The organism is Pseudomonas sp. PA15(2017) (assembly GCF_001945395.1).
Lineage (GTDB): Bacteria > Pseudomonadota > Gammaproteobacteria > Pseudomonadales > Pseudomonadaceae > Aquipseudomonas.
On the sequence record NZ_MSXV01000020.1, the window covers coordinates 101,189 to 125,899 of the forward strand.

The window sequence follows — 24,711 nt, forward strand, 5'->3', positions numbered from 1 at the left end:
ACGATCGGGCTTCACATGAAAAACGCGACACCGTCGTTCTATAACCTCGCCTGGCGCTGGCACTTCTATGCCGGGCTGTTCGTCATTCCGTTCATGATCATGCTGTCGCTGACCGGCATCATCTACCTGCTCAAACCGCAGCTCGACCGGCTGATGTATGCCGATCTGTTGCAGGTCGAGGCGAGCGGCCAGGCGCTGACCGCTGACGAGATGCTCGCCCGCGTACAGGCCGTTTATCCTCAAGGCAGCATCGGCCAGTACCTGCCGCCGGTGGATGCCGACCACAGCGCGCAGTTCGTGGTAAAGCTCGGCGAGCGCACCCGTAACGTGTTCGTCGACCCCTACGGGGGCGCGATCCTCGGTACCCAGGACGCCCAGAACAACCTGCAGGCCCTGGCCCGCACCGTACACGCCGACCTGCTGATCGGCACGCCGGGCGATCGGTTGATCGAACTGGCTGCCGGCTGGGGCGTGGTGCTGGTGGTTTCCGGGCTGTACCTGTGGTGGCCGCGTGGGCGCGGCGCCGGTGTGTTGTGGCCACGGCTGTCGGCCCGTGGCCGCTTGTTCTGGCGTGATCTGCATGCGGTCACCGGCTTCTGGGGCGCCTTGCTGCTGCTGTTCATGCTGCTCACCGGCATGACCTGGACCGGCTTCTGGGGCAAGCAGTTCGCCAGCGCCTGGAACCATTTTCCGGCTGCCATGTGGGACCAGGTGCCGACCTCCGACCGCCAGGCCGGTGAGCTCAATCAGAGCCACAAGCAGACGGTGCCCTGGGCACTGGAGAATACCCCGCTGCCCGAATCCGACCCCCATGCGGCGCACAACGGCGGGGCCACCCCGGCGTCCACCGCCAACCCGACCTTGGGCCTGCAGCAGGTGGTGGACATCGCCAGCGCACGCGGCGTGTATCCGGGCTACAGCATCACCTTCCCGACCACGCCGACCGGTGTCTACACCATCGCGGTATTCGCCGATGATCCGCGCAACGACGCCACCCTGCACGTCGATCAATACAGTGGCGCGGTGCTCGCCGACGTGCGTTGGGCCGACTACGGCCTGGCGGCCCGTGCGGTAGAAAGTGGCGTGATGCTGCACATGGGCAAGCTCTATGGCCTGCCGCATCAACTGTTCATCTTCGCCGTGTGCCTGCTGGTTCTGCTCAGCTCGGTCAGCGGCCTGATCATGTGGTGGAAGCGACGGCCCAGCGGTGGCCTGGGCGTACCGCCGCTGCGCCATGACCTGCCGCGCTGGAAGGTCGGCGTAGCGATCATGATCGGGCTCGGCGTGCTGTTCCCCCTGGTCGGTGCTTCGCTGCTGGCGATCTGGGCGCTGGATTATCTGCTGCTGTCGCGCCTCGCCAGCCGGCGCTTGGCCTGACCCAACCGGCGGCTGCCCGTGGCGGCCACCCCGAATTCTATTGAAGGAGAAGCACCATGACGCTGAACAAACTCGCTCTGACCGTTGCACTGCTCGCCACCAGCCTGCTGGCCAACGCGCATCAGTACGACGTCGGCCAACTGCACATCGACCACCCCTGGTCGCGTGAAATGCCGCCGGTGGCGCCGACCGCCGCCGCCTATTTCGTTGTGCACAACAAGGGCGATGCCGATGACCGCCTGCTCACCGTCCAGACACCCGTCGCCGGCAAGGCGGAAATTCACGAGCACGCCCACGTGGGTGGCATGATGAAGATGCAACAGGTGCAGACCGTGGTGATTCCTGCCGGTGGCGAAGTGAAGTTTGCGCCCATGGGTTATCACGTGATGCTGTTCAACCTGAAGCAGCAGGCCCAGGCTGGTGACCGTTTTCCGCTGACCCTGACCTTCGAGAAGGCCGGGCCGGTGACGGTCGAGGTGGCGGTGCAGAAGGATGAGCCGGCGGCGGAAGGTGGGCATGAGCATAAGGGGCATTGATGAAAGCCTGCCCCGTAGCCTGCGGTTGAGCGCCGCGATACCCAGGGTCTGTTCCCGTTTCACGCATGGCCGCGCCGGAGTCAATTTTTGCGCGAGGCAAGGGCCGCGCCCGCTCCAGGCGGGCTTGCGGCATTTCCCTCATCCATGTGGGGCACACAGATGCGAGGTTTGGCGGGCCAAATGAGCCATCGAGTAACGCCGCATCGCGCTGAAACGGGAACAGACCCCAGGGATTGGCTGCCCGGGTATCGTTGCGCTACCGGTGTTTCATACCAGTCGCGCATCCAGGCTGTTCTGCGCCAGGCGCTTGGCCTGCGCTTCGCTCATGCCCAGGGCTTCGTGCAGTGCCATGAAGTTTTCATTGACGTAGCCGCCGAAATAGGCCGGGTCGTCGGAGTTGACGGTGACCTTCACGCCGCGCTCGAGCATGTCGAGGATGTTGTGCTGGCCCATATGCTCGAACACGCACAGCTTGGTGTTGGACAGCGGGCAGACGGTCAGCGGAATCTGCTCGTCGATGATGCGTTGCATCAGCCGCTCGTCCTCGCTGGCCCGTACGCCATGGTCGATGCGTACGATCTTCAGCAGATCCAGGGCTTCCCAGATGTATTCGGGCGGGCCTTCCTCGCCAGCATGGGCGACGGCGTGCAGGCCTTCGCTGCGGGCCTTGGCGAACACGCGCTCGAACAGGCGCGGCGGAAACCCCGTCTCCGAGCTGTCGAGGCCAACGCCGATAAAAGCATCGCGGAATGGCATGGCCTGCTCAAGGGTCTGGAAGGCCTGCGCTTCGGGCAGGTGGCGCAGGAACGCGAGAATCAGGCCGTGGCTGATGCCCAGCTGCTTCTCGCCATCGACCAGCGCCCCCTTGATGCCGCGCATCACCACGTCGAAGGGAATGCCGCGGTCGGTGTGGGTCTGCGGATCGAAGAACGGCTCGACGTGTACCACGTTCTGCGCCTTGCACTTGAGCAGGTAGGCCCAGGTCAGGTCATAGAAGTCCTGCTCGCTACGCAGCACGTCGGCGCCGCGGTAATACAGGTCGAGGAATTCCTGCAGATTGTTGAAGGCGTAAGCCGCGCGTAGCGCCTCGACATCGTTCCAGGGCAGTGCGATGCGGTTGCGCTCGGCCAGGGCGAACAGCAGCTCGGGCTCCAGGGAGCCTTCGAGATGCAGGTGCAGTTCGGCCTTGGGCAGGGCGTTGAGCCAGTCGTACATGGGTAAATCTCGTTCAGTCAAAGCGTGGCCGCGAAGTTTACCCCTATGCACTCAACCGTGCGGCATCCGAGAGCATCAACGGTAAGTGACTGGAATTATTTACAGGATGTTGCAGTCGGAGCAGGATCGCTCTCAACGCCCGGAAAGGAATCACCCATGCTGAATGCCATCAAGCAGGAGTACTGGCTGCTGCTGGCCGTGCTCGCCGCTCTCGTCGCCCTGCCGATGGAGCATGCGCTACTCGGCCATGGCCAGGCCATCGCGTTGGCTGGTGCCGTGGCGCTGATCGCCGCCATCGTCTGCGCATCGCTGCGCGTCGCCCACCATGCCGAGCAACTGGCCGAGCGGGTCGGCGACCCCTACGGCACCATGATCCTCACCCTGTCGGCGGTGCTGGTCGAGGTGGTGATCCTGGCGATCATGATGAGTAACCAGGCGTCACCTACGCTGGTGCGCGATACCATCTACTCGGCGGTGATGCTCGACATCAACGGCATCCTCGGCCTCGCCGCACTGATGGGCGGTATCAAACATGGCGAGCAGCCCTACAACGATGACTCGGCGCGTAGCTACAGCGTGATGATCCTCACGGCCATGGGCATTTCCATGGTGGTGCCGGAGTTCATTCCCGAGTCGGACTGGAAGGCGTATTCGATGTTCACCATCGGCGCCATGCTGGTGCTCTACGCGGTATTCCTGCGCATGCAGGTCGGCCCGCACAGTTACTTCTTCAGCTACAGCTACCCGGAGAAGAAGCACCGTGGCGGTGAAGGGCACGGCACCGACGAGTCTCAGGTCAACGTGGCCTGGTCGATCGGCGTGCTGGTATTCGGGGTGATCGTCATTGGCATGCTTGCCGAGGTGATGTCCCTGGCACTGGACGTCGGCCTGGAAGGTAGCGGCGCGCCGCCGGTGCTGACCGCCATCGTGGTGGCCGGCATTTCCGCCGCGCCGGAGATTCTCACCGCCCTGCGGGCGGCACTGGCCAACCGCATGCAGTCGGTGGTCAACATTGCCCTGGGTGCGTCGCTGTCGACGGTGATTCTCACCGTGCCGGTGATGGAAGCCATGGCGCTGTACAGCGGTCAGCCGTTCCAGATGGCCATGACCCCGGTGCAGACGGTGATGGTGTTCATCACCCTGATCGTCTGCGCCATCAACCTCAACGACGGTGAAACCAATGCCATCGAGGGCATGACTCACTTCGTGCTGTTTGCCACGTTCATCATGTTGGCGATGCTGGGGCTTTAGGTCGGCGTCATTACCGAGGTATCGATGAGCTGCGCCTACGCGGCCCGGCCCATCCTACGGCATTGAGGCTAACACCGCCTTCAGTGGGAGCACCGAAGGATGGGCGCCCCGCCCATCAACTCAAAGCGCTTACCAGGCGATCTTCTGGCCCTGGTAGTCAACGAAGTGGTGGCCACCCTGGCCGGCGAAGCGCTCGACCTGGGCGATCAGCCCGCGGCAACTGTCGGCGACTTCGACCATGGCGTTTTCGCCGCCCATGTCGGTCTTCACCCAGCCTGGATGCAGCGACAGCACGGTCGGGCGCGGCTCGGGCAATTCACAGACGAAGCTGTTGGTCAGCGAGTTGAGGGCGGCCTTGCTGGCCTTGTACAGGGCCAGGTTGTTGCCTTCCGGGTTGGCTACGCTGCCCAGCCCCGAGCTCATGAACGCCAGCACGCCGGTCTGCGGGCGCAGTTGGCCGACCAGGCGCGTGGCCAGGCGGATCGGTGCCGTGACGTTGGTCATGAACAGCTGGCCGAGCTCCTCGGTTGTGGCCTGAGCAGGCGATTGGTGGCCAGGCCCCAGAACGCCGGCGTTGACGAACAGCAGGTCGAAGACCTGACCCTGCACGCGTTGCGCCAGGGCATCCAGCGCAGCGCCGTCATCGATATCCAGTGATTCGATCTGCACACCGCTTAGCGCCTGCAGTTCGGTGGCGCACGCCGGGCTGCGCACGGTGGCGGTCACCTGCCAGCCATCGGCGTGTAGCTGGCGTACCAGGCCCAGGCCGATGCCGCGCGAGGCGCCGATGATCAAGGCAGTTTTGTTCGAGGACATGACGAAGCTCCGCTAATTGGCAAGGCCCATCAGCTTAGCAAGAGCGCGCAACTGTTACCTCGAGTTACTACATATTCACTGACAAAACATGGGCTTAGCGACGCCGACCATAAAGGTTCGTGAAAGGTTGGCTTTCTAGAGTCCGCGCCTGCTGTCGTGCGAGTGGCGACTGAACAAGAAAAAGAGGAGAAATCGGTTTGTTGACCCTGATTGGCCTGTTGACCATCGTTTGCCTGGTGGCCCTATTGCTCAGCGGGCGCATGTCGCCCGTACTGCCCCTGATCATGGTGCCGCTGCTGGGCGCCTTCTGCGCCGGTTTCGGCCCGGCGGAAATCTCAGTGTTCTTCAACGATGGGGTCAGCCGGGTCATCAGCATCGCCACCATGTTCATCTTCGCCATCACTTTCTTCGGCGTGATGCAGGACACCGGGTTGTTCCGGCCCATCATCGGCTTCATGGTGCGGCTGACCCGCGGCAACGTGATCGCCGTGGCGGTGGCTACCGCGATCATCGGCATGCTCGCTCACCTGGACGGCGCCGGTGCGACCACCTTTCTGCTGACCATCCCGGCCCTGCTACCGCTCTACAAGCAGTTGCGCATGAGCCCGTATCTGATGCTGATGCTACTGGCCATCGGTGCTGGCATTCTCAACATGGTGCCCTGGGCCGGTCCGCTCGGCCGTTCGGCCGCGGTAACGGGCATCGATGTCACCGCACTGTGGCGACCGCTGATCGCCGTACAGGGTGTCGGCGTGGTGTTACTGGTGGCGATGGCGGCCTTGTTGGGCTGGCGTGAGCAGCGCCGCATCGCGCGCACTGGTGGCACCGTGACCGAGGGCGGCGAGAGCGATCATAGCGGCAACCCGGGCGAGCTCAGCGACGAGGAGCGGGCGCTCGAACGGCCCGGGCGCATGTGGATCAATGCCGGCCTGTTCCTGGCGGTACTGGTCTCGCTGTTCACGGGCATATTGCCGGCGGGTTATGTGTTCATGATCGGCCTGAGCCTGGCCATGCTGATCAACTACCCGGATGGCAAACTGCAGATGAAGCGTCTAGCTGTACATTCGCCGGCAGCACTGAGCATGGGCATGATCATCCTGGCCGCCGGCTCGATGCTCGGCATTCTCGCCGGCACCGGAATGCTGACGTCCATCGCCCAGGATCTGGTCAAGGTGCTGCCCGAGCCAATGGTCGGCCAACTGCACATCATTCTGGGCTTCTTCGGTCTGCCGATGGAGTTTCTGTTGAGCACCGATGCGTACTACTTCGGCTTGCTGCCGGTGGTGCTGGAAGTGGTCGAAAGTCACGGCGTGGAGGCGGCCAGCGTGGTCTACGCGCTGATGATCGGCAACATCATCGGCACCTTCATCAGCCCGTTCTCGCCGGCCCTGTGGCTGGCGCTGGGCTTGGCTCGCCTGGAGATGGGCCAGCACATCCGCTACTCGTTCTGGTGGATGTGGGTGTTTTCGCTGCTGATGCTCGGCGCCGCTGCACTGCTGGGCCTGTTCTGACTGCAAAGGGCGCCGTGCCTGCGGCGCTTTTTTCTGGTTAGCGCCCCAGGCGCCTTAGCTCATCGGATTCGACGACACGCAGCCCTTCGCCTTCTTCCAGCGCCAGGCGCCACAGCGCGCGCGCCAGGGCTGTCACCTCGATGGCGCGGTGCTTGCCCGGCAGCCAGCGCAGGAAAGGCGCGGCCAGCCGCTCACCGAGACGAAACTCGGTGCGTGGGCCGAGCAGAAGGGATGGGCGGGCAATCGTCAGTTGCGGCCAACCCTGGGCCTTGAGCGCTTCTTCGGTCTGCCCCTTGGTGCGGTTGTAGAACACCGAAGACTTCGCGTCGGCGCCGATGGCACTGACCACCAGCAGGTGGCGCGCGCCCAGCTCTCGGGCACGCGCGGCGAAGGCCAGCACCAGATCGTGATCGACGGCGCGAAAGGCGTCCTGAGAGCCAGCCTGTTTGATGGTACTGCCCAGGCAGCAGAAGGCGGTATGTATCGGGCCGTCGAGCGCGGGCAGCAGGTCGAGCAACTCGCCAACCGGATTTTCCAGATGAGGGTGTTCGGCCAGCGGCTTGCGACTCGGGGCCAGCACGCGCTCGACGGTGGGTTCGTTGAGCAGGCGATCCAGCAGGTGTTCGCCGGTCATGCCCGAGGCGCCTGCCAGAAGAATGTGCTGGGGAGTCAAATACATGGTCGATCCTCGACTGCTATTCACTGTGAAGTTTAGAGGGCAATCGCCGATTTATCGTTCAAGGCGCTTCGCTGCGTGCCTGACGCAGCGTACTCCAGCGCTGGAGCACTGCGGCAGGCGCCCAGATCTGCGGTTCGGACGCCTCGAAGCCATCGGCTTGCTCGCGCTCGGCCACCGCCGCACGGGCCAGCTCGAAGGCCTCTTGCAGGTCATCGGTCTGCTGCAGTGCTTCGGCGAACAGGGCGCGGCCGAAGTAGGTGAAATCGGCCTCTTCGGAGCAGCCGAATGACACCCGGTCGGCGCGCGCGGCGGTCATCAGCAGGGTTTTGTCGTCTTTCAAGACGGGAATGAACCCGCCGGAATAGCAGGCGGAAATCACCACCACCTTGTCGCGCTCGGCCAGTGGTTCGAGCAGGCTGGCCAACTCGTCGGCGGGCAGGTCGGCGAGTTGCAGGCGCGGCTGGTCCAGGTTCAGCTCGTGAGTGCGCGAGCCGTGGCTGGTCAGGTAGATGAACACCAGGTCTTCCGGCCCCGTGCGTTCGGCGAGGGCCTTTACCGCACGACGCAGATTCTCGCGGGTGGCCAGGGGGCGGTCGGCCAGGTGGTCGCGATGGTTGGCCAGGGTGATGCGCCCGTGGGCTGCGAAGCGCTCGGCCAGCAGGTCTGCCACGTAGTCTGCTTCGCGCAGGAACACGCTCTGCTTGCCGTCCCCGGCCAGGGTCAGGGCATAGAGTTCGCCGCGTGGTGTCGAGGTTGGCAGCGCGGCAATCGCCTGGTCGAGCAAGTCGCCTTGTTTAAGCAGGCCGATTTCCAGCGGATCGGGCAACGCCTGGCCGTTTTCGTCGCGTACCCGCAAGCCGCGGCGCCAGGTGCCTTGCTGCCGGGTGCCGTCGGCGCTGATCAGCGTGCCCTGGCCGTTGAACTGGCCATTGGCGAACTGGCCGTCGTAGCGACCGCCGTCGGCTTGCTGCAGGTGGCCTTCGCCCTGATAGCGCCAGTCGCGAAACTGCCCCGTATAGCGGCTACCATCGGTGCCGCGGTATTCGCCTTTGCCGTTGAGCGCACCCTCGCTGAAGGTGCCGTTCCAGGCATCGCCGGCGGCGCTCTGGTAGCGGCCCTTGCCATGGAACAGGCTGTCCTTCAGCTCGCCGTCATAGCTGTCGCCGTCACTGCCGCGGTAGCTGCCGGCGCCCTTGAGCTGACCCCCGACGAAGTGCCCGGAAAGCTGATTGCCGAGCTGGTCCTCGCGCATACCCTGGCCGTCTGGCAAGCCCCGGGCGAAGACGCCCTGGAAACGGCTGCCGTCAGCCTGTTCGAGGATGCCGAAGCCATGGAAGCGGCCCGCGCGGAACTGCCCGCGATAGGTTTGCCCGGTTTCTTCCAGCACGCCTTCGCCGCTGAAGCGGCCCTGGCGGAAGCCGCCACTGTAGCGGCTGCCATCGGCTTTGCTCAGCGTGCCCTGGCCGTCGTATCGGCCGGCGGCGAACGCGCCTTGGTAACGCTCGCCGTCGCTGCTCTGCCACTCCCCGGCGCCGTGGCGTTGGCCATCGACGAAATGGCCGACATAACGGCTGCCATCGGGATAGTCCAGGCGGCCCTCGCCCTGCAGCAGACCTTCGACCACTTCGCCGTGGTAGCGCGAACCGTCGGGCAGGATGGCGTCGGGGGGAAGCAGTTGAGTGCTCGGGCCGCAGGCCGTGAGGGCGAGGGTCAGGGCCAAAGGCGCGAGGCGAAACATGCAGTACGTCCCTGTCGGATAAGCGGTGCCGGCAGTATGCCGCAAACTGCCTGGCGGCGCGCTGCCAGGCTGATCAGGCCGCTGGAGAGGGATCGGCCCCTGTTAAGCGGCCCGCATTCGCGGCCTATAATGGCCGCCTTGTTGACGGGCCGCGCCCGTCGAGTTCGCGGGGGACAATCATGCTGCTTCGTGGCCTGTTCTGGCTGGTGTTGTGCCAATTGCTCGGCACGGCGATCAATGCGCTGTTTCTGCCGATGCTGCCGGGGCCGATTCTCGGCATGCTGCTGTTGGTGGTGTTCCTGCTTTGTCGGGGGCAGGTCGACGAGCCTATCCAGCAGGCGGCCAGCGGCCTGCTCAAATACCTGCCGTTGCTGCTGGTGCCGCCAGCGGTGGGGGTGATGGCGTATGCTGAAGCCATCGCCGCCGACTTCTGGGCGGTGATCGGTGCGCTGGTGCTGTCGCTGATTCTGTCCCTGGCATTCGCCGGCTGGATGATGCAAAAGCTGATCGAGCGCCAGGCGCGCCGTCGGGAGCAGCCATGATGCTCGACTGGCACGGCGCCTGGATGGCCGTCACCCATCATCCGCTATTTGGCGCGGGCGTCACCCTGGGCGCCTATCAGTTGGCGATTGCCGTTTACGAGAAGACTCGCCTGGTATTTCTGCAGCCGGTGCTGGTGTCCACCATGCTGGTGATCGCCATTCTGCTGCTGTGCGGCCTGACCTTTGCCGAATACCAGACCAGCGCCGATGCGTTGACCACTTTCCTCGGCCCCGCCACCGTGGCACTGGCGGTGCCACTGTATCTCAACCTGCGGCGCATCCGTCAGGTGTTCTGGCCCACGGTGCTCACTCTGCTGGTTGCGGGCGTGGTCGCCACCGTGCTCGGTGTCGCCCTGGCCTGGTTGCTGGGCGCCGAGCACAACATGCTGATGAGCATGGCACCCAAGTCCGTCACCTCGCCGATCGCCATGCTGGTGGCCAGCCAGATCGGTGGCCTGGCGGCACTGGCCGCGGTATTCGTGATGATCACCGGGGTGCTGGGCGCGATCATCGGGCCGTCGTTGCTGCGCCTGTGCGGTGTGCGCAATCATGCCGCCATGGGCATGGCGTTGGGCATGACCGCCCACGCGGTCGGTACCTCCCGGGCCATGCAGGAGAGCGAGGAGTGCGGCGCCTTCGCCGCGCTGGCCATGAGCCTGATGGGCGTGTTCACGGCGATCCTGCTGCCGCTTGCCATCGTCTTCCTGAATTGAGAGTTGCAATGACCTTACCTCTGTTTCCGCTGCACACCGTCCTGTTTCCCGGCTGCACGCTGGACCTGCAGATCTTCGAGGCGCGCTATCTGGACATGATCAGCCGCTGCATGAAGCAGGGCGAAGGCTTTGGCGTGGTGTGCATCGTCGAAGGCGGCGAGGTCGGTGAAGCCGCCGAGCGCGTCGCGCAGATCGGCTGCGAAGCGCGAATCACTGATTTTCAGCAGCGTCCCAACGGCCTGCTGGGCATTCGTGTGCAAGGCGGGCGCCGCTTTAGGGTCAAACAGGCCCAGGTGCTGCCGGACAAGCTGACCCTGGCTCAGGTCGAGTGGCTGGACGAGCAGCCCGAGCTGCCACTGAGCGAGGCCCAGGCTGATTTGCTGGCGCTGCTCGGCGCTCTGGCCGAGCATCCGATGGTCGCCAGCCTGGACATGGGCGGCGGCGCCGACAGCCAGGCCGATCTGGCCGACAAGCTCGGCTATCTATTGCCGTTCAGCGCCGAGCAGAAGGTCGCCTTGCTGGCCGAGCCCGATGCCACCCAGCGCCTGGAGATGCTCCAGGCCTGGGTGGAAGAGCTGCAGGGCGATGGCGCCGCTCAGTAACGATAGATTTCCACGCCTTCGGACATACGCAGCAGCGCCATGCTCGTCAGCAGCAGCGCGCAGCCCGGCACGATCATCCACCAGACCCTGGCCGGCAACGGCGGCAGCGAGGCGAAGCGCTGCATCAGCGCCAGGCTCAGTGCGCACAGGCTGCTGGCCAACAGGGCGCCGGCAATGATATCGCTCGGCCAGTGCACACCCAGGTAGACGCGCGACAGGGCGATGAACAGCGCTGGCAGGCAGGCCAGCAGTATCCAGGTCAGGCGCAGGCGTGCCGGCTGGCCACGGCCGGCCAGGATGGCGACGGTGAGGAAGAATGCAAAAGCCGCCGAACTGTGCCCGCTGGGGAAGCTGTAGGTATGCAGCGGCTCGAGCAGCACTTCGGGGCGCGCGCGCTCGAAGAAGTTCTTCAGCATGCCGTTGGCCAGCGCAGTGCTGAGCATGGCACCGCCGGCGAACAGCAGCGCCTGCCATTTGCGGGTGATCAGCAGCAGGATGCACAGCAGCGTGGCGACCGCCAGTTGCACGTCGAAGTCGCCGAAGTGGGTGATCATCACGGCGATGTGGTCGAAGCGCGGGTTGCGTTGCTCCTGGATCAGCGCCATCAGGCCCTGGTCGAGGGCGATCAGATGTGGCCAGCCGATGAACAGGGCGACCAGCAGGAGGGTGCCCAGGCCGGCGGCGATCAGGCTGGCCTGGCGCTGTTCGCGCAGGCTGCTCTGGACTGTCAGCACCAGCAGCAGTGCCAGGCCGCCGGCCACCACCGCGGCCTGGGGCCAGAAACCTTCCGGCAACGGCAGGCGCAAGGCGGCGCCAGCGGCCCACCCCGGCAGCAGGTAGGCGACCGACCAGCCGGCGGCGGCGAGCATGCTGACGGCGATGAAACGGCCGAGCGGCATGCTCAGCATGCCGGCGACCATCGGCAGCATCGGGCGCAGCGGGCCGATGTAACGGCCCAGCAGCAGGCTGGCGACGCCATAGCGTTCGAAGTAGGTCTCCGCGCCGTTCAGCCACTGCGGGTGGCTGCGCAGGCCCGGCAAGCGACGGATGTCCTGGTGGAAGTAGCGCCCCAGCGCGTAGGAGATGGCATCGCCGAGCAGGCCACCGAAGTAGGCCAGCGCCAGGGTTTCCCACAGGCTCAGGGCGCCGTTGCCGGCCATCACGCCGACGGCGAATAGCAGCACGGTACCGGGGACGATGATGCCGGCGATGGCCAGGCATTCAATGCAGGCGATCACGAAGATCGCCATGCCCAGCCATTGCGGGTTGGCCGCCAGCCAGGTAGTCAGACTATCGAGCCATTGGCCCATGGATGGACACCTTCATAGAGGAGAAATCGAGGCTTCGACCTGCCCAGCTGAAAAGCGGTTCCTTTGGCGGGCGAACGCGATCAGGCGGCGACAGCGGCCGATCATAGCAACGCGCCGGGCGATTGAAAGGGCGTTCAAACGTGCGGTTACAAGCCGTTGATGACCATCTGCCAGGCGCCGCTGTGCGCGGGGCGGCATGACCGCTATAATCAGCAACTTTTTCCAACTGCCGACCTGAGTTGCCATGACCGAGTCCGTGCTTGACTACATGACCCGCCTGGGCCGCGCCGCCCGCCAGGCTTCGCGCGTGCTCGCGCGGGCCAGCACCGCGCAGAAGAACCAGGCCCTGCACGCCGCCGCCGCTGCCCTCGACGCGGCACGTGACGAGCTGACCGCCGCCAATGAACAGGACCTGGCCGCCGCCCGCGCCAGTGGCCTGGAGCCGGCCATGGTCGACCGTCTGGCCCTGACTCCGAAGGTCATCGACAGCATGATCGAAGGCCTGCGTCAGGTCGCCACGCTGCCCGACCCGATCGGCGAGATCCAGGGCATGCGCTACCTGCCATCCGGCATCCAGGTCGGCAAGATGCGCGTACCGTTGGGGGTGATTGGCATCATCTACGAGTCGCGGCCCAACGTGACCATCGATGCCGCCAGCCTGTGTCTGAAGTCCGGCAACGCCACCATCCTGCGTGGCGGCTCGGAAGCGATTCATTCCAATCAGGCCATCGCTCGCTGCATCCAGGCCGGCCTGGCCGAGGCCGGTCTGCCGGCCAGCGCGGTGCAGGTGGTGGAAACCACTGATCGTGCTGCCGTGGGCGCGCTGATCACCATGCCCGAATTCGTCGATGTCATCGTGCCGCGCGGCGGCAAGGGCCTGATCGAGCGGATCAGCCGTGACGCCAAGGTGCCGGTGATCAAGCATCTCGACGGCGTTTGCCACGTTTACGTGGATATCGCCGCCGATCTCGACAAGGCCATCCGCGTTTGCGACAACGCGAAAACCCAGCGCTACTCGCCATGCAATGCCATGGAAACCCTGCTGGTGCACGCCGACATCGCCGGCCGTGTGCTGCCGCCGCTGGCCGCCATCTACCGCGACAAGGGCGTCGAGCTGCGCGGCGACGCGCAGACCCGTGCGCTGCTCGGTGATGACATGCAGGAGGCCAGCGAAGACGACTGGTACGCCGAGTACAATGCGCCGATCCTGGCGATCCGCGTGGTCGACTCGCTGGACGCCGCCATCGAGCACATCAACACCTACGGCTCGCAGCACACCGACGCGATCATCACCGAGAACTTCAGCGATGCGCGGCGTTTCCTCACCGAAGTGGATTCCAGCTCGGTGATGGTCAACGCCTCGACGCGCTTCGCCGATGGTTTCGAGTACGGCCTGGGCGCCGAGATCGGTATTTCCACCGACAAGCTGCATGCCCGCGGCCCGGTCGGCCTGGAAGGGCTGACCAGCGAGAAATACGTGGTATTCGGCGACGGGCACGTGCGCACCTGATGGCCGATCCCAGGCGCATCGGCTTGCTCGGCGGTACGTTCGACCCGGTGCATATCGGCCACTTGCGCGGTGCACTGGAGGTGGCCGAGTTCATGGCGCTGGACGAGTTGCGGCTGATCCCCAGTGCGCGGCCGCCACACCGTGAAACCCCGCAGGTCGGGGCGCGGGACCGCCTGGCGATGGTCGAGCGGGCGGTGGCGGGGCTCTCGCCGCTGCAGGTGGATGATCGCGAACTCAAGCGCGACAAGCCGTCGTACAGCATCGACACCCTGGAGTCGCTGCGCGCTGAGCTGACCGCGGACGACCAGTTGTTTCTGATTCTGGGCTGGGATGCCTTTTGCGGTTTGCCAGCCTGGCACCGTTGGACCGAGCTGCTGCAGCACTGCCACATTCTGGTACTGCAGCGCCCGGATGCCGACAGCGAAGCGAGCGAGCCACTGCGCGACCTGGTGGCCGCGCGCAACGTGGCAGACCCGCTGGCACTGCAAGGGCCGGCAGGACAGATTTCTTTCATCTGGCAGACGCCCCTGGCGGTGTCTGCCACCCAGATTCGTTCGCTATTGGCGAACGGCCGCTCGGTGCGCTTCCTGGTGCCCGATGCGGTTCTGGCTTATATCAACGCCCATGGACTGTACCGTGGGTGAATCGAACACGAGGCAAACGAGCACGTTATGACGGACAAAACCATGCACAGTGAAGACCTGGTCAAAGTGGCCATCGCAGCACTGGAAGAAATCAAGGCCCAGGACATCACCACCATTGACGTGCGTGAGAAGACCAGCATCACCGACTACATGGTGATCGCCAGCGGCACCTCCAGCCGTCACGTCAAGTCGCTGGTCGACAACGTGCTGGAAAAGACCAAGGAGCAGGGCGTGCGCCCGATCGGTAGCGAAGGCCTGGACAGCGGCGAGTGGGCGCTGCTCGACCTGGGCGACATCGTCGTTCACGTGATGCTGCCGACCACCCGCCAGTTCTACGACCTGGAGCGTCTGTGGCAGGGCGCCGAGCAGAGCCGTGCCCAGCAGGGCGGCGAGCGCGAGTAAGGCGTTCCCGTGCGCATCAAACTGATCGCAGTCGGCTCGCGCATGCCGCGCTGGGTCGAGGACGGCTGGCAGGAATATGCCAAGCGCATGCCTTCCGAGCTGTCCCTGGAACTGGTGGAGATTCCCCTGACCACGCGCGGCAAGAATGCCGACGTGGCGCGGATGATCCGCCAGGAAGGTGAGGCCATGCTGGCGAAGGTGCAGCCCGGGGAACGCATCGTCACCCTGGAAGTCGAAGGGCGACCTTGGAGCACCGAGCAACTGGCGGTCGAGCTGGACAAGTGGCGGCTGGACTCACGCACGGTCAATCTGATGGTCGGTGGCCCCGAGGGGCTGGCGCCGGATGTGATGGCGCGTAGCGAGCAGCGCTGGTCGCTGTCGCCGCTGACCTTGCCCCACCCGCTGGTACGGATACTGGTCGGCGAACAGATCTATCGTGCCTGGACGGTGTTGTCCGGTCACCCCTATCACAAGTAGTCAGCAGTCCCGATGCCCCAGCCGATCCGCCTAAAAGATCACGAGAAGGACGCGCGCCTGATTCGCAAGCGCGCGCTGGTCGGTGGCGCAGTATTCCTGGTGCTGACCCTGGTGCTGATCGCCCGCATGTATTACCTGCAGGTGATTCAGTACGAGTACCACTCCACTCTGGCGGAAAACAACCGCATCCACGTGCAGCCGATTCCGCCCAACCGCGGGCTGATCTACGACCGCAACGGCGTGATCATCGCCGACAACCGGCCCAGCTTCAGCCTGACCCTGACCCGCGAGCGCGCCGGTGACTGGGAAAAGGTGCTGGACGTGATCGTCGAGGTGCTGGAACTTCCCCCGGATGATCGCGAATTGTTCGAGCGCCGCGTCAGGCAGGGGCGGCGACCGTTCGAGCCGGTACCGGTGCTGTTCGAACTCAGCGAGGAGCAGATCGCCCGGCTGGCGGTTAACCAGTTTCGTCTGCCCGGCGTCGAGGTGGTCGCACAGCTGGTGCGCCATTACCCGCAGCGCGAGCATTTTGCCCATTCGGTCGGCTACGTCGGGCGTATCAACGAGAAGGAACTCAAGGAACTCGACCCGGTGGAGTACAGCGGTACCCACCATATCGGCAAGACCGGCATCGAGCGGTTCTACGAAAATGAATTGCACGGCAAGGTCGGCTACGAAGAGGTCGAGACCAATGCCCGCGGCCGTGTGCTACGCGTGCTCAATCGCACCGACCCATTGCCCGGCCGGGACGTGGTGCTGACCCTTGACGTGCATCTGCAGGAAGTCGCCGAGAACGCCCTGGGCGGACGGCGTGGCGCGGTGGTGGCGATCCAGCCGCAGACCGGTGAGGTGCTGGCGATGGTCAGCCAGCCGAGCTTCGACCCCAACCCCTTCGTCACCGGCATCAGCTTCAAGGCGTACGGCGAGCTGCGTGACTCCATCGACCGGCCGCTCTACAACCGTGTGTTGCGCGGCCTGTATCCGCCGGGCTCGACCATCAAGCCGATGGTGGCGGTCGCCGGCCTCGACGCTGGGGTGGTGACGGCCAGCTCGCGGGTGTTCGATCCCGGCTTCTATCAGTTGCCCAACAACAGCCACAAATACCGCAACTGGAACCGTACCGGCGATGGCTGGGTAGATCTGAACATGGCGATCATGCGTTCCAACGACACCTACTTCTACGATCTGGCCCACAAGATGGGTATCGATCGCCTGCACGACTACATGACCCGTTTCGGCATCGGCCAGCGCGTGTCCCTGGACATGTTCGAGGAAACCGCCGGCCTGATGCCGTCGCGGGACTGGAAGCGCGCCCGCTATCGCCAGCCCTGGTACCCCGGCGAAACGCTGATCCTCGGCATCGGCCAGGGCTACATGCAGGCCACGCCGCTGCAACTGGCCCAGGCCACGGCACTGGTGGCCACTAAAGGCAAGTGGATTCGCCCGCACCTGGCGAGAACCATCGACGGCAGCCTGCCCCATGACCCCAATCCGATGCCGGACATCGTGTTGCGCGACCCCAAATACTGGGATTACGCCCGCGAAGGTATGGAGTCGGTGATGCACGGTGCCCGTGGTACCGCGCGCAAGGTCGGTGATGCCGCCGCTTATCGCATCGCCGGCAAGAGCGGTACCGCCCAGGTCGTGGCGATCAAGCAGGGCGAGAAGTACGACCGCAGCAAGGTGCAGGAGCGTCATCGTGACCACGCACTGTTCGTCGGTTTCGCGCCGGCGGACAATCCACAGATCGTGGTCGCGGTGATGGTCGAAAACGGTGAGTCCGGCTCCGGCGTCGGTGCGCCAGTGGTCAAGCAGGTGATGGATGCCTGGTTGCTCGATGAGAACGGCCAGCTCAAGGCCGAATACGTCAAGCCCGGTGCCACGGCGCCGCTCAATGCAAAGGTGAAGCACCCATGAGCCTGACCGGCAGCTTCGACCGCACACTATCCAGCGACGATGTCCTGCGCCGCCGCTCCAGCCTGCTGCAGCGCCTGCATATCGACGGCATCCTGCTGTTGCTGCTGCTGTTGCTCGCTACCGGCAGCCTGTTCGTTCTCTACTCGGCCAGTGGCAAGAACGTCGACTTGCTGATGAAGCAGGCCTCATCCTTTGGTATCGGTCTGGTGGCGATGGTGGTCATCGCTCAGTTCGAGCCACGCTTCATGGCCCGCTGGGTGCCATTGGGCTACCTGTGCGGTGTCGGCCTGCTGGTGGTGGTGGACGTCATGGGCCACAACGCCATGGGCGCCACCCGCTGGATCAACATCCCCGGGGTTATCCGCTTCCAGCCTTCGGAATTCATGAAGATCCTGATGCCCGCGACCATGGCCTGGTACCTGTCCAAGCGCACGCTACCGCCGAGCCTCAAGCACGTGTCGGTGAGCCTCGGGTTGATCGTCACGCCATTCGTGCTGATTCTGCTGCAGCCGGATCTGGGCACCTCGCTGCTGATCCTCGCTTCCGGCGCCTTCGTGCTGTTCATGGCCGGCCTGCAGTGGCGCTGGATCGCCGGCGCCGTGGCGGCGGTGGCACCGATTGCCGTGGCCATGTGGTTCTTCGTCATGCACGATTACCAGAAGCGCCGGGTGCTGACGTTCATCAACCCGGAAAGCGATCCGCTGGGCGCCGGCTGGAACATCATCCAGTCCAAGGCTGCGATCGGCTCGGGCGGCGTGTTTGGCAAGGGCTGGCTGCTCGGCACCCAGTCGCACCTGGACTTTTTGCCGGAAAGCCACACGGACTTTATCATTGCCGTTCTGGCCGAAGAATTCGGCCTGATTGGTGTCTGTCTGTTGCTGCTCTTATACATTCTGTTGATTGCACGCGGTCTGGTGATTACCGTGCAAGCGCAGACGCTGTTCGGTAAGCTGCTTGCCGGCGGTTTGACCATGACCTTCTTCGTTTATGTGTTCATCAATATCGGCATGGTCAGCGGGTTGTTGCCGGTAGTGGGAGTGCCGCTGCCGTTCATCAGTTATGGCGGCACGTCATTGATTACGTTGTTGTCGAGTTTCGGAATCCTGATGTCCATCCACACGCACCGTAAGTGGATCGCTCAGGCTTGATTGGGGTTATGAATTCAATGCAGATTCTGCGTGGCTGGGCCGCACGACATGCACAATGGCTGGCGGTCGCCGGCCTGCTCGGAGCGCCGCAGGCGATGGCTGCCGGGGAATACACGAACTCGCCGCAGGTCGGCGAGTTCATCACCGAAATGACCCGCGACTACGGCTTTGCCAGCGAGCAGCTGAGTACGCTGTTCGCCGGCGTCGAACGCAAACAGGCCATCCTCGATGCCATCTCGCGACCTGCCGAGCGGGTCAAGCCATGGAAGGAATACCGGCCGATCTTCATCACCGACGCGCGCATCAACAAAGGCGTGGCGTTCTGGAACGAGCACGCCGAAGCCCTGGCGCGTGCCGAGAAGGAATACGGCGTACCGGCCGAAATCATCGTCGCGATCATTGGCGTGGAAACCTCTTACGGTGGCAACACCGGCAGCTACCGGGTGATCGATGCCCTGTCGACCCTGGCCTTCGATTACCCGCCACGCGCGCCGTTCTTTCGCAAGGAGCTGCGTGAGTTCCTCATGCTGACCCGTGAGGAACAGGTCGACCCGGCAAGCCTGAAGGGCTCCTACGCCGGTGCCATGGGCCTGCCGCAATTCATGCCAAGCAGCTTCCGCGCCTACGCCGTGGATTTCGACGGCGACGGCCACATCAATATCTGGAGCGACCCGACCGACGCCATCGGCAGCGTGGCCAGCTACTTCAAACGTCACAACTGGCAGCCCGGGCAGCCGGTGGCCAGCCTGGCGAGCGTCAAGGGCGAGCAGGTCGATCAGGGCCTGAGCGCCGGCCTGGATCCCGAGAAGACCGTAGGCGAGCTGCGTGCCCTGGGCTGGTCGAGCAACGACGTGCTGGCCGACGACCTGCCGGTGACCGCGTTTCGTCTCGACGGCGCCGAAGGCCCCGAGTACTGGCTGGGCCAGCCGAATTTCTTCGTGATCACCCGCTACAACCGCAGCGTGATGTACGCCATGGCGGTCAATCAGCTGTCCGAGTTGCTGGTTCAGGCCCGAGGTGCCAATCAATGACACGCTTGCCGTTCAAGCTGGCCGCCTGCGGCGTCGCTGTTCTGCTGCTGGCCAGTTGTTCCTCCAGCCGCGCGCCGACCAGTTCGGCGCCAGGCCAGGCGGGCAGCTCGATGTCCGGCCCCAGTGATTTCAACCGTCCGCACAAGGACGGCGCGCCCTGGTGGGACGTCGATGTGTCGAAGATTCAGGACGCCATTCCCATGCCGCACTATGGCCCGGTCAAGGCCAGCCCTTATGTGGTCTTCGGCAAGCAGTACTACCCGATCGCCGATGCCCGCCGCTACGTGGCCACCGGCCCGGCGTCCTGGTACGGCACCAAGTTCCATGGTCAGGCCACCGCCAACGGTGAGGCCTATGACCTGTACGGCATGACCGCAGCGCACAAGACCCTGCCGCTGCCCAGCTATGTGCGGGTGACCAACCTGGAGAACGGCAAGAGCGCGATCCTGCGCGTCAACGACCGTGGCCCGTTCTATTCCGACCGCATCATCGATTTGTCCTTCGCCGCCGCCAAGAAGCTTGGCTACGCCGAAAAGGGCACCGCCCAGGTACGTGTCGAAGGCATCGACCCCACCGAGTGGTGGGCCCAGCAGGGGCGCCCGGTGCCGATGATGATCAAGCAGCCGCAGATGGCCAAGGTGCAGCCCGCGCAGATGGAACAGCTGAGGCTGGCCAACGCGCCGGTGGAAAGCTATTCCCCGCCACCGCAGCAGCACGCTGCCGCCACCGTGCCGGTGCAGATCGACTCAAAAAAAAACGGTTCAGCCGCAGCGTCTGGCCTGTATCTCCAAGTGGGAGCCTTCGCCAATCCCGACGCTGCGGAGCTTCTCAAGTCCAAGCTGAGCGAATCGGTGAGTGCCCCGGTATTCATCAACTCAGTGGTGCGCAACCAGCAGATACTGCACCGCGTGCGACTGGGACCGATCAGCAGCCAGGGCGAGGCTGACCGAGTGCGTGACAGCATTCGTGTCGCCAACCTTGGGCAAGCAACCCTGGTCAAGGCGGACTGAGAACCTGCCACGATCTGCTGCGCGTCGGCGCTACTGCGTTAAAAACAAGCTCGGAATGCTCATTTACTACTTGTAAACTCTACTTCCTCGCTTGTTTTTGCGTTGTATCGCGCTAGCTCGCGAGATCGTGAACAGGCTCTGAGGCCGGTTCGGGCGAGCAACTAAATGGCTCGCCGCCTGACTAAGCAGTGGTTCGTCGCGGTGCGGCGCCCACGTTTCATATCGGCCCGTGAGGGCCTGTTCCACCCTCCAGCGATCTAGAGAGACGGATGAAAATCACCAGCTTCGCGCAACGCATCTTCCTGTCACTTACGCTGCTCGGCACCTCCAGTGCCTGGGCAAACCAGGCGCCGCTGCCGGCTCCTCCGCAACTGGCAGCCAAATCCTACGTGCTGATGGACGGTGCCAGTGGCAACGTCCTGGTCGAGAACAATGCCGACCAGCGCCTGCCGCCGGCGAGCCTGACCAAGCTGATGACCGCCTACATCGCCACGCTGGAAATTCGCAACGGCAAGATCGGTGAGCAGGACAAGGTCACCATCAGCGAGCACGCCTGGCGTACCGGCGGCGCGGCCTCGGGTGGCTCGACCATGTTCCTGCCAGTCAACAGCCAGGCGACCGTCGACGAGCTGCTGCATGGTGTGATCATTCAGTCCGGCAACGACGCCAGCATCGCCATCGCCGAGCACATTGCCGGCAGCGAAGATGCCTTCGCCGACATGATGAACGCTACCGCCGAGCGCCTGGGCATGAAGAACAGCCACTTCATGAACGCCACCGGTCTGCCCCATCCTGATCACTATTCCAGTGCTCACGACATGGCGATCCTGGCCCGTGCGATCATCAACGAAGACGCCGAGCACTACGCCATCTATTCGCAGAAAGAGTTTCTGTGGAACAACATCAAGCAGCCCAACCGCAACCTGCTGCTGTGGCGCGACCGCACCGTCGATGGTCTGAAGACCGGCCATACCAACGAAGCGGGTTTCTGCCTGGTCGCATCGGCCGTACGTGACGGCGCGCGGATGATCACCTCGGTATTCGGCACCGACAGCGAAAGCGCTCGTGCCGCTGAAACCCAAAAGCTGCTGACCTACGGTTTCCGCTTCTTCGAAACCCGCACCTTCTACCAGAAGGGTGCCGAACTGGCGCAGGCGCCGGTATGGAAAGGCCAGGCGTCCCAGGTCAAGGCCGGTCTGGCCCATGACCTGACCCTCACGCTGCCCAAGGGCCAGCTGGAGAAGTTGCAGGCGAGCATGAGCCTGAATCAGCAGATCACCGCACCGATCGCCCAGGGTGACCTGATCGGCAAGGTGGAAGTGAAAATGGGGGACCAGGTGGTGCACAGCGCCGATTTGGTAGCCCTGGAAGCCGTCGAAGAGGGTGGTTTCTTCCGCCAGCTGTGGGATAGCATCCGGTTGTTCTTCTACGGCTTGTTTAACTGACAGCCAGCCCCCATGTTGTGATGAACGCCCTCGAACCAAGCAGGGTGAAAACGTAGCGAGCGAAGGTCAGGCAAGGCAAAAATCGGCGAAAAAGCGCAGTTTACGTAGTGTAAATGAGCATTTTGAGCCGGTTTTTAACGCCGCATGGCCGAGCGCAGTAGTTTTCACACGCTCTGGATCCGAGGGCGTTTCATTCTGGATCAGGAACATCATGACCGATACCGACGTACAAGCTCCGAAAATCGAATTTCCCTGCAAGAATTACCCGATCAAGGTGATCGGTGAGGCTGGCGACGGCTTCACTGATATGGTGATCGAGGTGATCCAGCGCCACGCTCCGGATCTCGATGCCGGCACCCTGGTCACGCGCGACAGCAGCAAGGGGCGCTTCCTTTCCGTACAGGTGCTGATCACCGCCACTGGCGTCGAGCAGTTGCAGGCCATCCACGTCGACCTGCGCGCCACCGGCCGCGTACACATGGTGCTGTAGTGGCCGCAGCCGAGTTGATCGTGCGCCACCTCGGGTTGGTGGACTATCTGCCGACCCTCGAGGCGATGCGCACGCTGACCGCCGAGCGCGATGAAACCACGCCCGACGAGATCTGGCTGCTGCAGCACCCGCAGGTGTTCACCCAGGGGCAGGCGGGCAAGCCCGAGCATCTGCTGGCGCCGGGCGAGATTCCGGTGGTGCAGGTCGAGCGCGGCGGGCAGGTGACCTTCCACGGCCCCGGTCAACTGGTCGGCTACCTGATGCTGGATTTGCGTCGTCTCGACCTTGGCGTCCGTGAGTTGGTCACGGTGATGGAGCAGGCGTTGGTCGAGGTATTGGCCAGCTACGGCGTGGAGGCAGCGCCCAAGGCCGATGCGCCAGGTGTCTACGTCCAGGGTGACAAGATCGCTTCCCTGGGCCTGAGGGTGCGGCGCGGTTGTTCGTTCCACGGCCTGGCACTCAACGTCGACATGGACATGACACCCTTCGGGCGCATCAATCCGTGCGGCTATGCTGGCTTGAGGATGATCCAATTGAAGGATCTGGTGGCGACGCCGCCTGCCTTCGATGAGGTCGCCAGGCGCCTTGAGCAGGTGCTACGCCAGCGGTTGGGCTACGCCTAATACTGCAAACAACGAAAAAGGGACGCCGAGGCGTCCCTTTTTGGTTTGTCCGGTAGAGCGTGCTCAGTTGACGTTCAGCGCGGGGATCAGGCTGTTGTCGACCTGCTGGCCCGGCACCGGAACCGGCGCAGCCAGGCCCAGGTTGTTCTTCTCGAATACCTTGTCGGCGCGATAGCTGGAGCGTACCAGCGGGCCAGCGGCCACTTCCATGAAGCCCATCCGCAGGCCGATGTCGCGGAAGCGGTTGAACTCGTCCGGGCTCACCCAGCGCTTGACTGGCAGGTGGTTGCGGGTCGGCTGCAGATACTGGCCGAGGGTGAGAATGTCCACGCCCACGGCGCGCATGTCTTCCATGGCCTCGAACACTTCGTCGTCGGTCTCGCCCAGGCCGAGCATCAGACTGGTCTTGGTGAGCACATCGGGACGATGGCGCTTGGCGTGGGCCAGTACATCGAGAGTCTTGCGGTAGCCGGCGCGCGGGTCGCGCACTTCGCGGGTCAGGCGGTTGACGGTTTCGACGTTCTGGGCGAACACCTCGAGGCCCGAATCCACTACGCGCTCGATGCACGCCAGGTCGCCGTCGAAGTCGGGCGTCAGGGCTTCGACCACCACCTGCGGGGTGTTGGCCTTGATCGCCTGGACGCAGGCCGCGTAGTGCGCAGCGCCACCGTCAGGCAGGTCGTCGCGGTCCACCGAGGTCAGCACGATGTAGCGCAGGGCCATCAGCTCCACCGACTTGGCGGTGTTCTGCGGCTCTTCCTTGTCCAGCCAGCCATTCGGGTTGCCGGTGTCCACCGCGCAGAAGCGGCAGGCCCGGGTGCACACCGAGCCCATCAGCATGATGGTCGCCGTGCCGTTGGACCAGCACTCGCCCATGTTCGGGCAGTGTGATTCCTGGCAGACGGTGCTCAGGCGATGCTCGCCGACGTTACGCTTGACCGCTTCGAAACGGCTGCCGCCCGGCGCCTTGACCCGCAACCAGCTCGGCTTGGGCTCGTACACCTTGGCTTCGGTCGAGGCGCGGCGCTTCTGGCCATCCTTGATGGCGGTAATACCCTGCGCGGTGCGGAATTTTTCGCCGCTGGCGATGGGCTTCGGGGGGGCAGTATCGGACATCGAAAATCTCGGCTCCGGTAGGGGCTGCGGTGGCGGAGGGGCAGCTTTTGGCTGCCGCGCAGTGTATCACAGCGCGCAGCGGCAAGCGCCCGACCGTCTGCCCCTGGGAGCGGTCTGGGGCGGCGATCAGGTGCCCGGCAGCTTGGCGATCACCTTGATCTCGAACTGGAAGCCATACAGCCAGGTCACGCCCACGCAGGTAATGTTCGGAAAAGGCGCCTCGCCCCAATACTCGGGCACCACTTCCCAGATGGTCTCGAAGCGCTCTTCGGGGTTGACGATGAAAACCGTCACGTCGACCACGTCGTCGAAGCTGCAGTCGGCGGCCTCGAGCACCGCGTTGAGATTCTCGAAGGCCAGGCGAACCTGGGCCTTGAGCTCCGGCTCGGGCGAGCCGTCCGGGCGACTGCCCACCTGGCCGGATACGAACAGCAAACCGTTGGAGCGCACTGCCGGTGAATAGCGGTTGCGTTCGTAAAGGGCCTGGCGGCCGGCGGGGAAAACCACGTCGCGAGTTGTCATGTCGTCTCCTCTGGGCCTGTGGCCCGTTCAAGTGATGGGCTCACTTTAGAAACGCTGGGGTGCTGGATAAACCGGCCAGTTCGTTC

General features: G+C 64.2%; 27 protein-coding genes. 18 read left to right on the forward strand and 9 right to left on the reverse strand.

Annotated elements, in window-relative coordinates; genetic code table 11:
- Nucleotides 1–15 precede the first annotated feature (15 nt).
- Both BVH03_RS07570 and BVH03_RS07575 read left to right on the forward strand, forming a co-directional pair.
- Nucleotides 16–1,377: a PepSY domain-containing protein gene (locus tag BVH03_RS07570; RefSeq protein WP_075960593.1), complete on the forward strand. Its 1,362-nt coding sequence runs from the start codon at nt 16–18 to the stop codon at nt 1,375–1,377.
- Between the two features lie 56 nt (nt 1,378–1,433).
- Nucleotides 1,434–1,913 carry a copper chaperone PCu(A)C gene (locus BVH03_RS07575; RefSeq protein ID WP_075960594.1) on the forward strand — a complete coding sequence of 160 codons (480 nt, stop codon included), beginning with the start codon at nt 1,434–1,436 and terminating at the stop codon, nt 1,911–1,913.
- 267 nt (nt 1,914–2,180) lie between these two features.
- Here BVH03_RS07575 and BVH03_RS07580 read toward each other — a convergent pair whose 3' ends face one another.
- Nucleotides 2,181–3,128 carry an adenosine deaminase gene (locus BVH03_RS07580; protein ID WP_075960595.1) on the reverse strand — a complete coding sequence of 316 codons (948 nt, stop codon included), beginning with the start codon at nt 3,126–3,128 and terminating at the stop codon, nt 2,181–2,183.
- 156 nt (nt 3,129–3,284) lie between these two features.
- Between BVH03_RS07580 and BVH03_RS07585 the strand changes: the two genes are divergently transcribed.
- Nucleotides 3,285–4,379: a calcium:proton antiporter gene (locus tag BVH03_RS07585; protein WP_075960596.1), complete on the forward strand. Its 1,095-nt coding sequence runs from the start codon at nt 3,285–3,287 to the stop codon at nt 4,377–4,379.
- Between the two features lie 129 nt (nt 4,380–4,508).
- Here BVH03_RS07585 and BVH03_RS07590 read toward each other — a convergent pair whose 3' ends face one another.
- Nucleotides 4,509–5,195 carry an SDR family oxidoreductase gene (locus tag BVH03_RS07590; RefSeq protein ID WP_075960597.1) on the reverse strand — a complete coding sequence of 229 codons (687 nt, stop codon included), beginning with the start codon at nt 5,193–5,195 and terminating at the stop codon, nt 4,509–4,511.
- Nucleotides 5,196–5,392: 197 nt separating this feature from the next.
- Between BVH03_RS07590 and BVH03_RS07595 the strand changes: the two genes are divergently transcribed.
- Complete coding sequence (locus tag BVH03_RS07595; RefSeq protein ID WP_075960598.1) at nt 5,393–6,706, forward strand: CitMHS family transporter; 1,314 nt, start codon at nt 5,393–5,395, stop codon at nt 6,704–6,706.
- Nucleotides 6,707–6,743: 37 nt separating this feature from the next.
- Here the strand turns inward: BVH03_RS07595 and BVH03_RS07600 are convergent, their stop codons facing one another.
- The gene (locus BVH03_RS07600; protein WP_075960599.1) at nt 6,744–7,385 is read right to left on the reverse strand and encodes an oxidoreductase; all 642 of its coding nucleotides are present in this window, start codon (nt 7,383–7,385) and stop codon (nt 6,744–6,746) included.
- A gap of 58 nt (nt 7,386–7,443) precedes the next feature.
- On the reverse strand, nt 7,444–9,123 hold the full coding sequence (locus BVH03_RS07605) for a C13 family peptidase (RefSeq protein WP_075960600.1): 1,680 nt from the start codon (nt 9,121–9,123) through the stop codon (nt 7,444–7,446).
- Between the two features lie 179 nt (nt 9,124–9,302).
- On the opposite strand from BVH03_RS07605, the gene BVH03_RS07610 reads away from it, so the two are divergent.
- Genes BVH03_RS07610 through BVH03_RS07620 form a run of 3 tightly spaced genes read left to right on the forward strand, consistent with a single transcriptional unit; the run spans nt 9,303 to nt 10,980 of the window.
- Nucleotides 9,303–9,665 (forward strand): CidA/LrgA family protein, encoded by a 363-nt coding sequence (locus tag BVH03_RS07610; protein WP_075960601.1) that lies wholly within the window; start codon nt 9,303–9,305, stop codon nt 9,663–9,665.
- Nucleotides 9,662–10,378, forward strand: coding sequence for an LrgB family protein (locus tag BVH03_RS07615; RefSeq protein ID WP_075960602.1), 717 nt, complete (start codon nt 9,662–9,664; stop codon nt 10,376–10,378). Before BVH03_RS07610 ends, BVH03_RS07615 begins: the two co-directional genes overlap by 4 nt.
- Before the next feature lie 8 nt (nt 10,379–10,386).
- Nucleotides 10,387–10,980, forward strand: coding sequence for an LON peptidase substrate-binding domain-containing protein (locus BVH03_RS07620; protein ID WP_075960603.1), 594 nt, complete (start codon nt 10,387–10,389; stop codon nt 10,978–10,980).
- On the opposite strand, the gene BVH03_RS07625 is transcribed toward BVH03_RS07620, so the two are convergent.
- Together BVH03_RS07625 and BVH03_RS25850 are read right to left on the reverse strand one after the other, a co-directional pair.
- Nucleotides 10,974–12,290 (reverse strand): bifunctional DedA family/phosphatase PAP2 family protein, encoded by a 1,317-nt coding sequence (locus BVH03_RS07625; RefSeq protein WP_075960604.1) that lies wholly within the window; start codon nt 12,288–12,290, stop codon nt 10,974–10,976. The two genes, BVH03_RS07620 and BVH03_RS07625, sit on opposite strands and share 7 nt — an antisense overlap.
- A gap of 12 nt (nt 12,291–12,302) precedes the next feature.
- Nucleotides 12,303–12,536 (reverse strand): hypothetical protein, encoded by a 234-nt coding sequence (locus tag BVH03_RS25850; RefSeq protein WP_143485909.1) that lies wholly within the window; start codon nt 12,534–12,536, stop codon nt 12,303–12,305.
- Between BVH03_RS25850 and BVH03_RS07630 the strand changes: the two genes are divergently transcribed.
- From BVH03_RS07630 to BVH03_RS07670, 9 genes are all read left to right on the forward strand, one after another.
- A complete protein-coding gene (locus tag BVH03_RS07630) occupies nt 12,535–13,800 on the forward strand; it encodes a glutamate-5-semialdehyde dehydrogenase (RefSeq protein ID WP_075960605.1) in 1,266 nt (421 codons plus the stop codon). The two genes, BVH03_RS25850 and BVH03_RS07630, sit on opposite strands and share 2 nt — an antisense overlap.
- Nucleotides 13,800–14,444: a nicotinate-nucleotide adenylyltransferase gene (nadD, locus tag BVH03_RS07635; protein ID WP_075960606.1), complete on the forward strand. Its 645-nt coding sequence runs from the start codon at nt 13,800–13,802 to the stop codon at nt 14,442–14,444. The genes BVH03_RS07630 and nadD overlap by 1 nt, the downstream gene beginning before the upstream one ends.
- Nucleotides 14,445–14,486: 42 nt before the next feature.
- Entirely contained in the window at nt 14,487–14,846 is a 360-nt protein-coding gene (rsfS, locus tag BVH03_RS07640) for a ribosome silencing factor (protein WP_027903646.1), read from the forward strand.
- A gap of 9 nt (nt 14,847–14,855) precedes the next feature.
- A complete protein-coding gene (gene rlmH, locus BVH03_RS07645) occupies nt 14,856–15,323 on the forward strand; it encodes a 23S rRNA (pseudouridine(1915)-N(3))-methyltransferase RlmH (RefSeq protein WP_075960607.1) in 468 nt (155 codons plus the stop codon).
- 12 nt (nt 15,324–15,335) lie between these two features.
- Nucleotides 15,336–17,240 carry a penicillin-binding protein 2 gene (gene mrdA, locus BVH03_RS07650; RefSeq protein WP_075960608.1) on the forward strand — a complete coding sequence of 635 codons (1,905 nt, stop codon included), beginning with the start codon at nt 15,336–15,338 and terminating at the stop codon, nt 17,238–17,240.
- A gap of 44 nt (nt 17,241–17,284) precedes the next feature.
- Nucleotides 17,285–18,388, forward strand: a complete 1,104-nt coding sequence (rodA, locus tag BVH03_RS07655; RefSeq protein ID WP_177344899.1) for a rod shape-determining protein RodA — start codon at nt 17,285–17,287, stop codon at nt 18,386–18,388.
- Nucleotides 18,389–18,405: 17 nt separating this feature from the next.
- On the forward strand, nt 18,406–19,419 hold the full coding sequence (gene mltB, locus BVH03_RS07660) for a lytic murein transglycosylase B (protein ID WP_075960630.1): 1,014 nt from the start codon (nt 18,406–18,408) through the stop codon (nt 19,417–19,419).
- Entirely contained in the window at nt 19,416–20,429 is a 1,014-nt protein-coding gene (locus tag BVH03_RS07665) for a septal ring lytic transglycosylase RlpA family protein (protein WP_075960610.1), read from the forward strand. Before mltB ends, BVH03_RS07665 begins: the two co-directional genes overlap by 4 nt.
- Nucleotides 20,430–20,698: 269 nt before the next feature.
- On the forward strand, nt 20,699–21,874 hold the full coding sequence (locus tag BVH03_RS07670; protein ID WP_075960611.1) for a D-alanyl-D-alanine carboxypeptidase family protein: 1,176 nt from the start codon (nt 20,699–20,701) through the stop codon (nt 21,872–21,874).
- A 66-nt stretch (nt 21,875–21,940) separates the two neighbouring features.
- On the opposite strand, the gene BVH03_RS26315 is transcribed toward BVH03_RS07670, so the two are convergent.
- On the reverse strand, nt 21,941–22,087 hold the full coding sequence (locus BVH03_RS26315) for a hypothetical protein (RefSeq protein ID WP_168175599.1): 147 nt from the start codon (nt 22,085–22,087) through the stop codon (nt 21,941–21,943).
- Between BVH03_RS26315 and BVH03_RS07675 the strand changes: the two genes are divergently transcribed.
- Together BVH03_RS07675 and lipB are read left to right on the forward strand one after the other, a co-directional pair.
- Nucleotides 22,086–22,364: a DUF493 domain-containing protein gene (locus tag BVH03_RS07675; protein WP_075929161.1), complete on the forward strand. Its 279-nt coding sequence runs from the start codon at nt 22,086–22,088 to the stop codon at nt 22,362–22,364. The two genes, BVH03_RS26315 and BVH03_RS07675, sit on opposite strands and share 2 nt — an antisense overlap.
- Entirely contained in the window at nt 22,364–22,987 is a 624-nt protein-coding gene (gene lipB / locus BVH03_RS07680; RefSeq protein WP_075960612.1) for a lipoyl(octanoyl) transferase LipB, read from the forward strand. Before BVH03_RS07675 ends, lipB begins: the two co-directional genes overlap by 1 nt.
- A gap of 63 nt (nt 22,988–23,050) precedes the next feature.
- Here lipB and lipA read toward each other — a convergent pair whose 3' ends face one another.
- Nucleotides 23,051–24,103 carry a lipoyl synthase gene (lipA, locus tag BVH03_RS07685; RefSeq protein WP_075960613.1) on the reverse strand — a complete coding sequence of 351 codons (1,053 nt, stop codon included), beginning with the start codon at nt 24,101–24,103 and terminating at the stop codon, nt 23,051–23,053.
- 126 nt (nt 24,104–24,229) lie between these two features.
- Nucleotides 24,230–24,625 carry a RidA family protein gene (locus tag BVH03_RS07690; RefSeq protein ID WP_075960614.1) on the reverse strand — a complete coding sequence of 132 codons (396 nt, stop codon included), beginning with the start codon at nt 24,623–24,625 and terminating at the stop codon, nt 24,230–24,232.
- Nucleotides 24,626–24,711 lie beyond the last annotated feature (86 nt).

What these genes read in the sequence shown, in the direction of transcription:
- BVH03_RS07630 (WP_075960605.1), top strand. Translation starts at nt 12,535, where the DNA reads ATGACCGAGTCCGTGCTTGACTACATGACCCGCCTGGGCCGCGCCGCC.
- BVH03_RS07675 (WP_075929161.1), top strand. Translation starts at nt 22,086, where the DNA reads ATGACCGATACCGACGTACAAGCTCCGAAAATCGAATTTCCCTGCAAG.
- BVH03_RS07605 (WP_075960600.1), bottom strand. Translation starts at nt 9,123, where the DNA reads ATGTTTCGCCTCGCGCCTTTGGCCCTGACCCTCGCCCTCACGGCCTGC.
- BVH03_RS07590 (WP_075960597.1), bottom strand. Translation starts at nt 5,195, where the DNA reads ATGTCCTCGAACAAAACTGCCTTGATCATCGGCGCCTCGCGCGGCATC.
- BVH03_RS07575 (WP_075960594.1), top strand. Translation starts at nt 1,434, where the DNA reads ATGACGCTGAACAAACTCGCTCTGACCGTTGCACTGCTCGCCACCAGC.
- BVH03_RS26315 (WP_168175599.1), bottom strand. Translation starts at nt 22,087, where the DNA reads ATGATGTTCCTGATCCAGAATGAAACGCCCTCGGATCCAGAGCGTGTG.
- BVH03_RS07670 (WP_075960611.1), top strand. Translation starts at nt 20,699, where the DNA reads ATGAAAATCACCAGCTTCGCGCAACGCATCTTCCTGTCACTTACGCTG.
- BVH03_RS07625 (WP_075960604.1), bottom strand. Translation starts at nt 12,290, where the DNA reads ATGGGCCAATGGCTCGATAGTCTGACTACCTGGCTGGCGGCCAACCCG.
- lipA (WP_075960613.1), bottom strand. Translation starts at nt 24,103, where the DNA reads ATGTCCGATACTGCCCCCCCGAAGCCCATCGCCAGCGGCGAAAAATTC.
- mrdA (WP_075960608.1), top strand. Translation starts at nt 15,336, where the DNA reads ATGCCCCAGCCGATCCGCCTAAAAGATCACGAGAAGGACGCGCGCCTG.
- BVH03_RS07690 (WP_075960614.1), bottom strand. Translation starts at nt 24,625, where the DNA reads ATGACAACTCGCGACGTGGTTTTCCCCGCCGGCCGCCAGGCCCTTTAC.
- BVH03_RS07585 (WP_075960596.1), top strand. Translation starts at nt 3,285, where the DNA reads ATGCTGAATGCCATCAAGCAGGAGTACTGGCTGCTGCTGGCCGTGCTC.
- BVH03_RS07615 (WP_075960602.1), top strand. Translation starts at nt 9,662, where the DNA reads ATGATGCTCGACTGGCACGGCGCCTGGATGGCCGTCACCCATCATCCG.
- BVH03_RS07580 (WP_075960595.1), bottom strand. Translation starts at nt 3,128, where the DNA reads ATGTACGACTGGCTCAACGCCCTGCCCAAGGCCGAACTGCACCTGCAT.
- BVH03_RS25850 (WP_143485909.1), bottom strand. Translation starts at nt 12,536, where the DNA reads ATGGCAACTCAGGTCGGCAGTTGGAAAAAGTTGCTGATTATAGCGGTC.
- BVH03_RS07665 (WP_075960610.1), top strand. Translation starts at nt 19,416, where the DNA reads ATGACACGCTTGCCGTTCAAGCTGGCCGCCTGCGGCGTCGCTGTTCTG.
- nadD (WP_075960606.1), top strand. Translation starts at nt 13,800, where the DNA reads ATGGCCGATCCCAGGCGCATCGGCTTGCTCGGCGGTACGTTCGACCCG.
- mltB (WP_075960630.1), top strand. Translation starts at nt 18,406, where the DNA reads ATGCAGATTCTGCGTGGCTGGGCCGCACGACATGCACAATGGCTGGCG.
- BVH03_RS07610 (WP_075960601.1), top strand. Translation starts at nt 9,303, where the DNA reads ATGCTGCTTCGTGGCCTGTTCTGGCTGGTGTTGTGCCAATTGCTCGGC.
- BVH03_RS07620 (WP_075960603.1), top strand. Translation starts at nt 10,387, where the DNA reads ATGACCTTACCTCTGTTTCCGCTGCACACCGTCCTGTTTCCCGGCTGC.
- BVH03_RS07570 (WP_075960593.1), top strand. Translation starts at nt 16, where the DNA reads ATGAAAAACGCGACACCGTCGTTCTATAACCTCGCCTGGCGCTGGCAC.
- rsfS (WP_027903646.1), top strand. Translation starts at nt 14,487, where the DNA reads ATGCACAGTGAAGACCTGGTCAAAGTGGCCATCGCAGCACTGGAAGAA.
- BVH03_RS07600 (WP_075960599.1), bottom strand. Translation starts at nt 7,385, where the DNA reads ATGTATTTGACTCCCCAGCACATTCTTCTGGCAGGCGCCTCGGGCATG.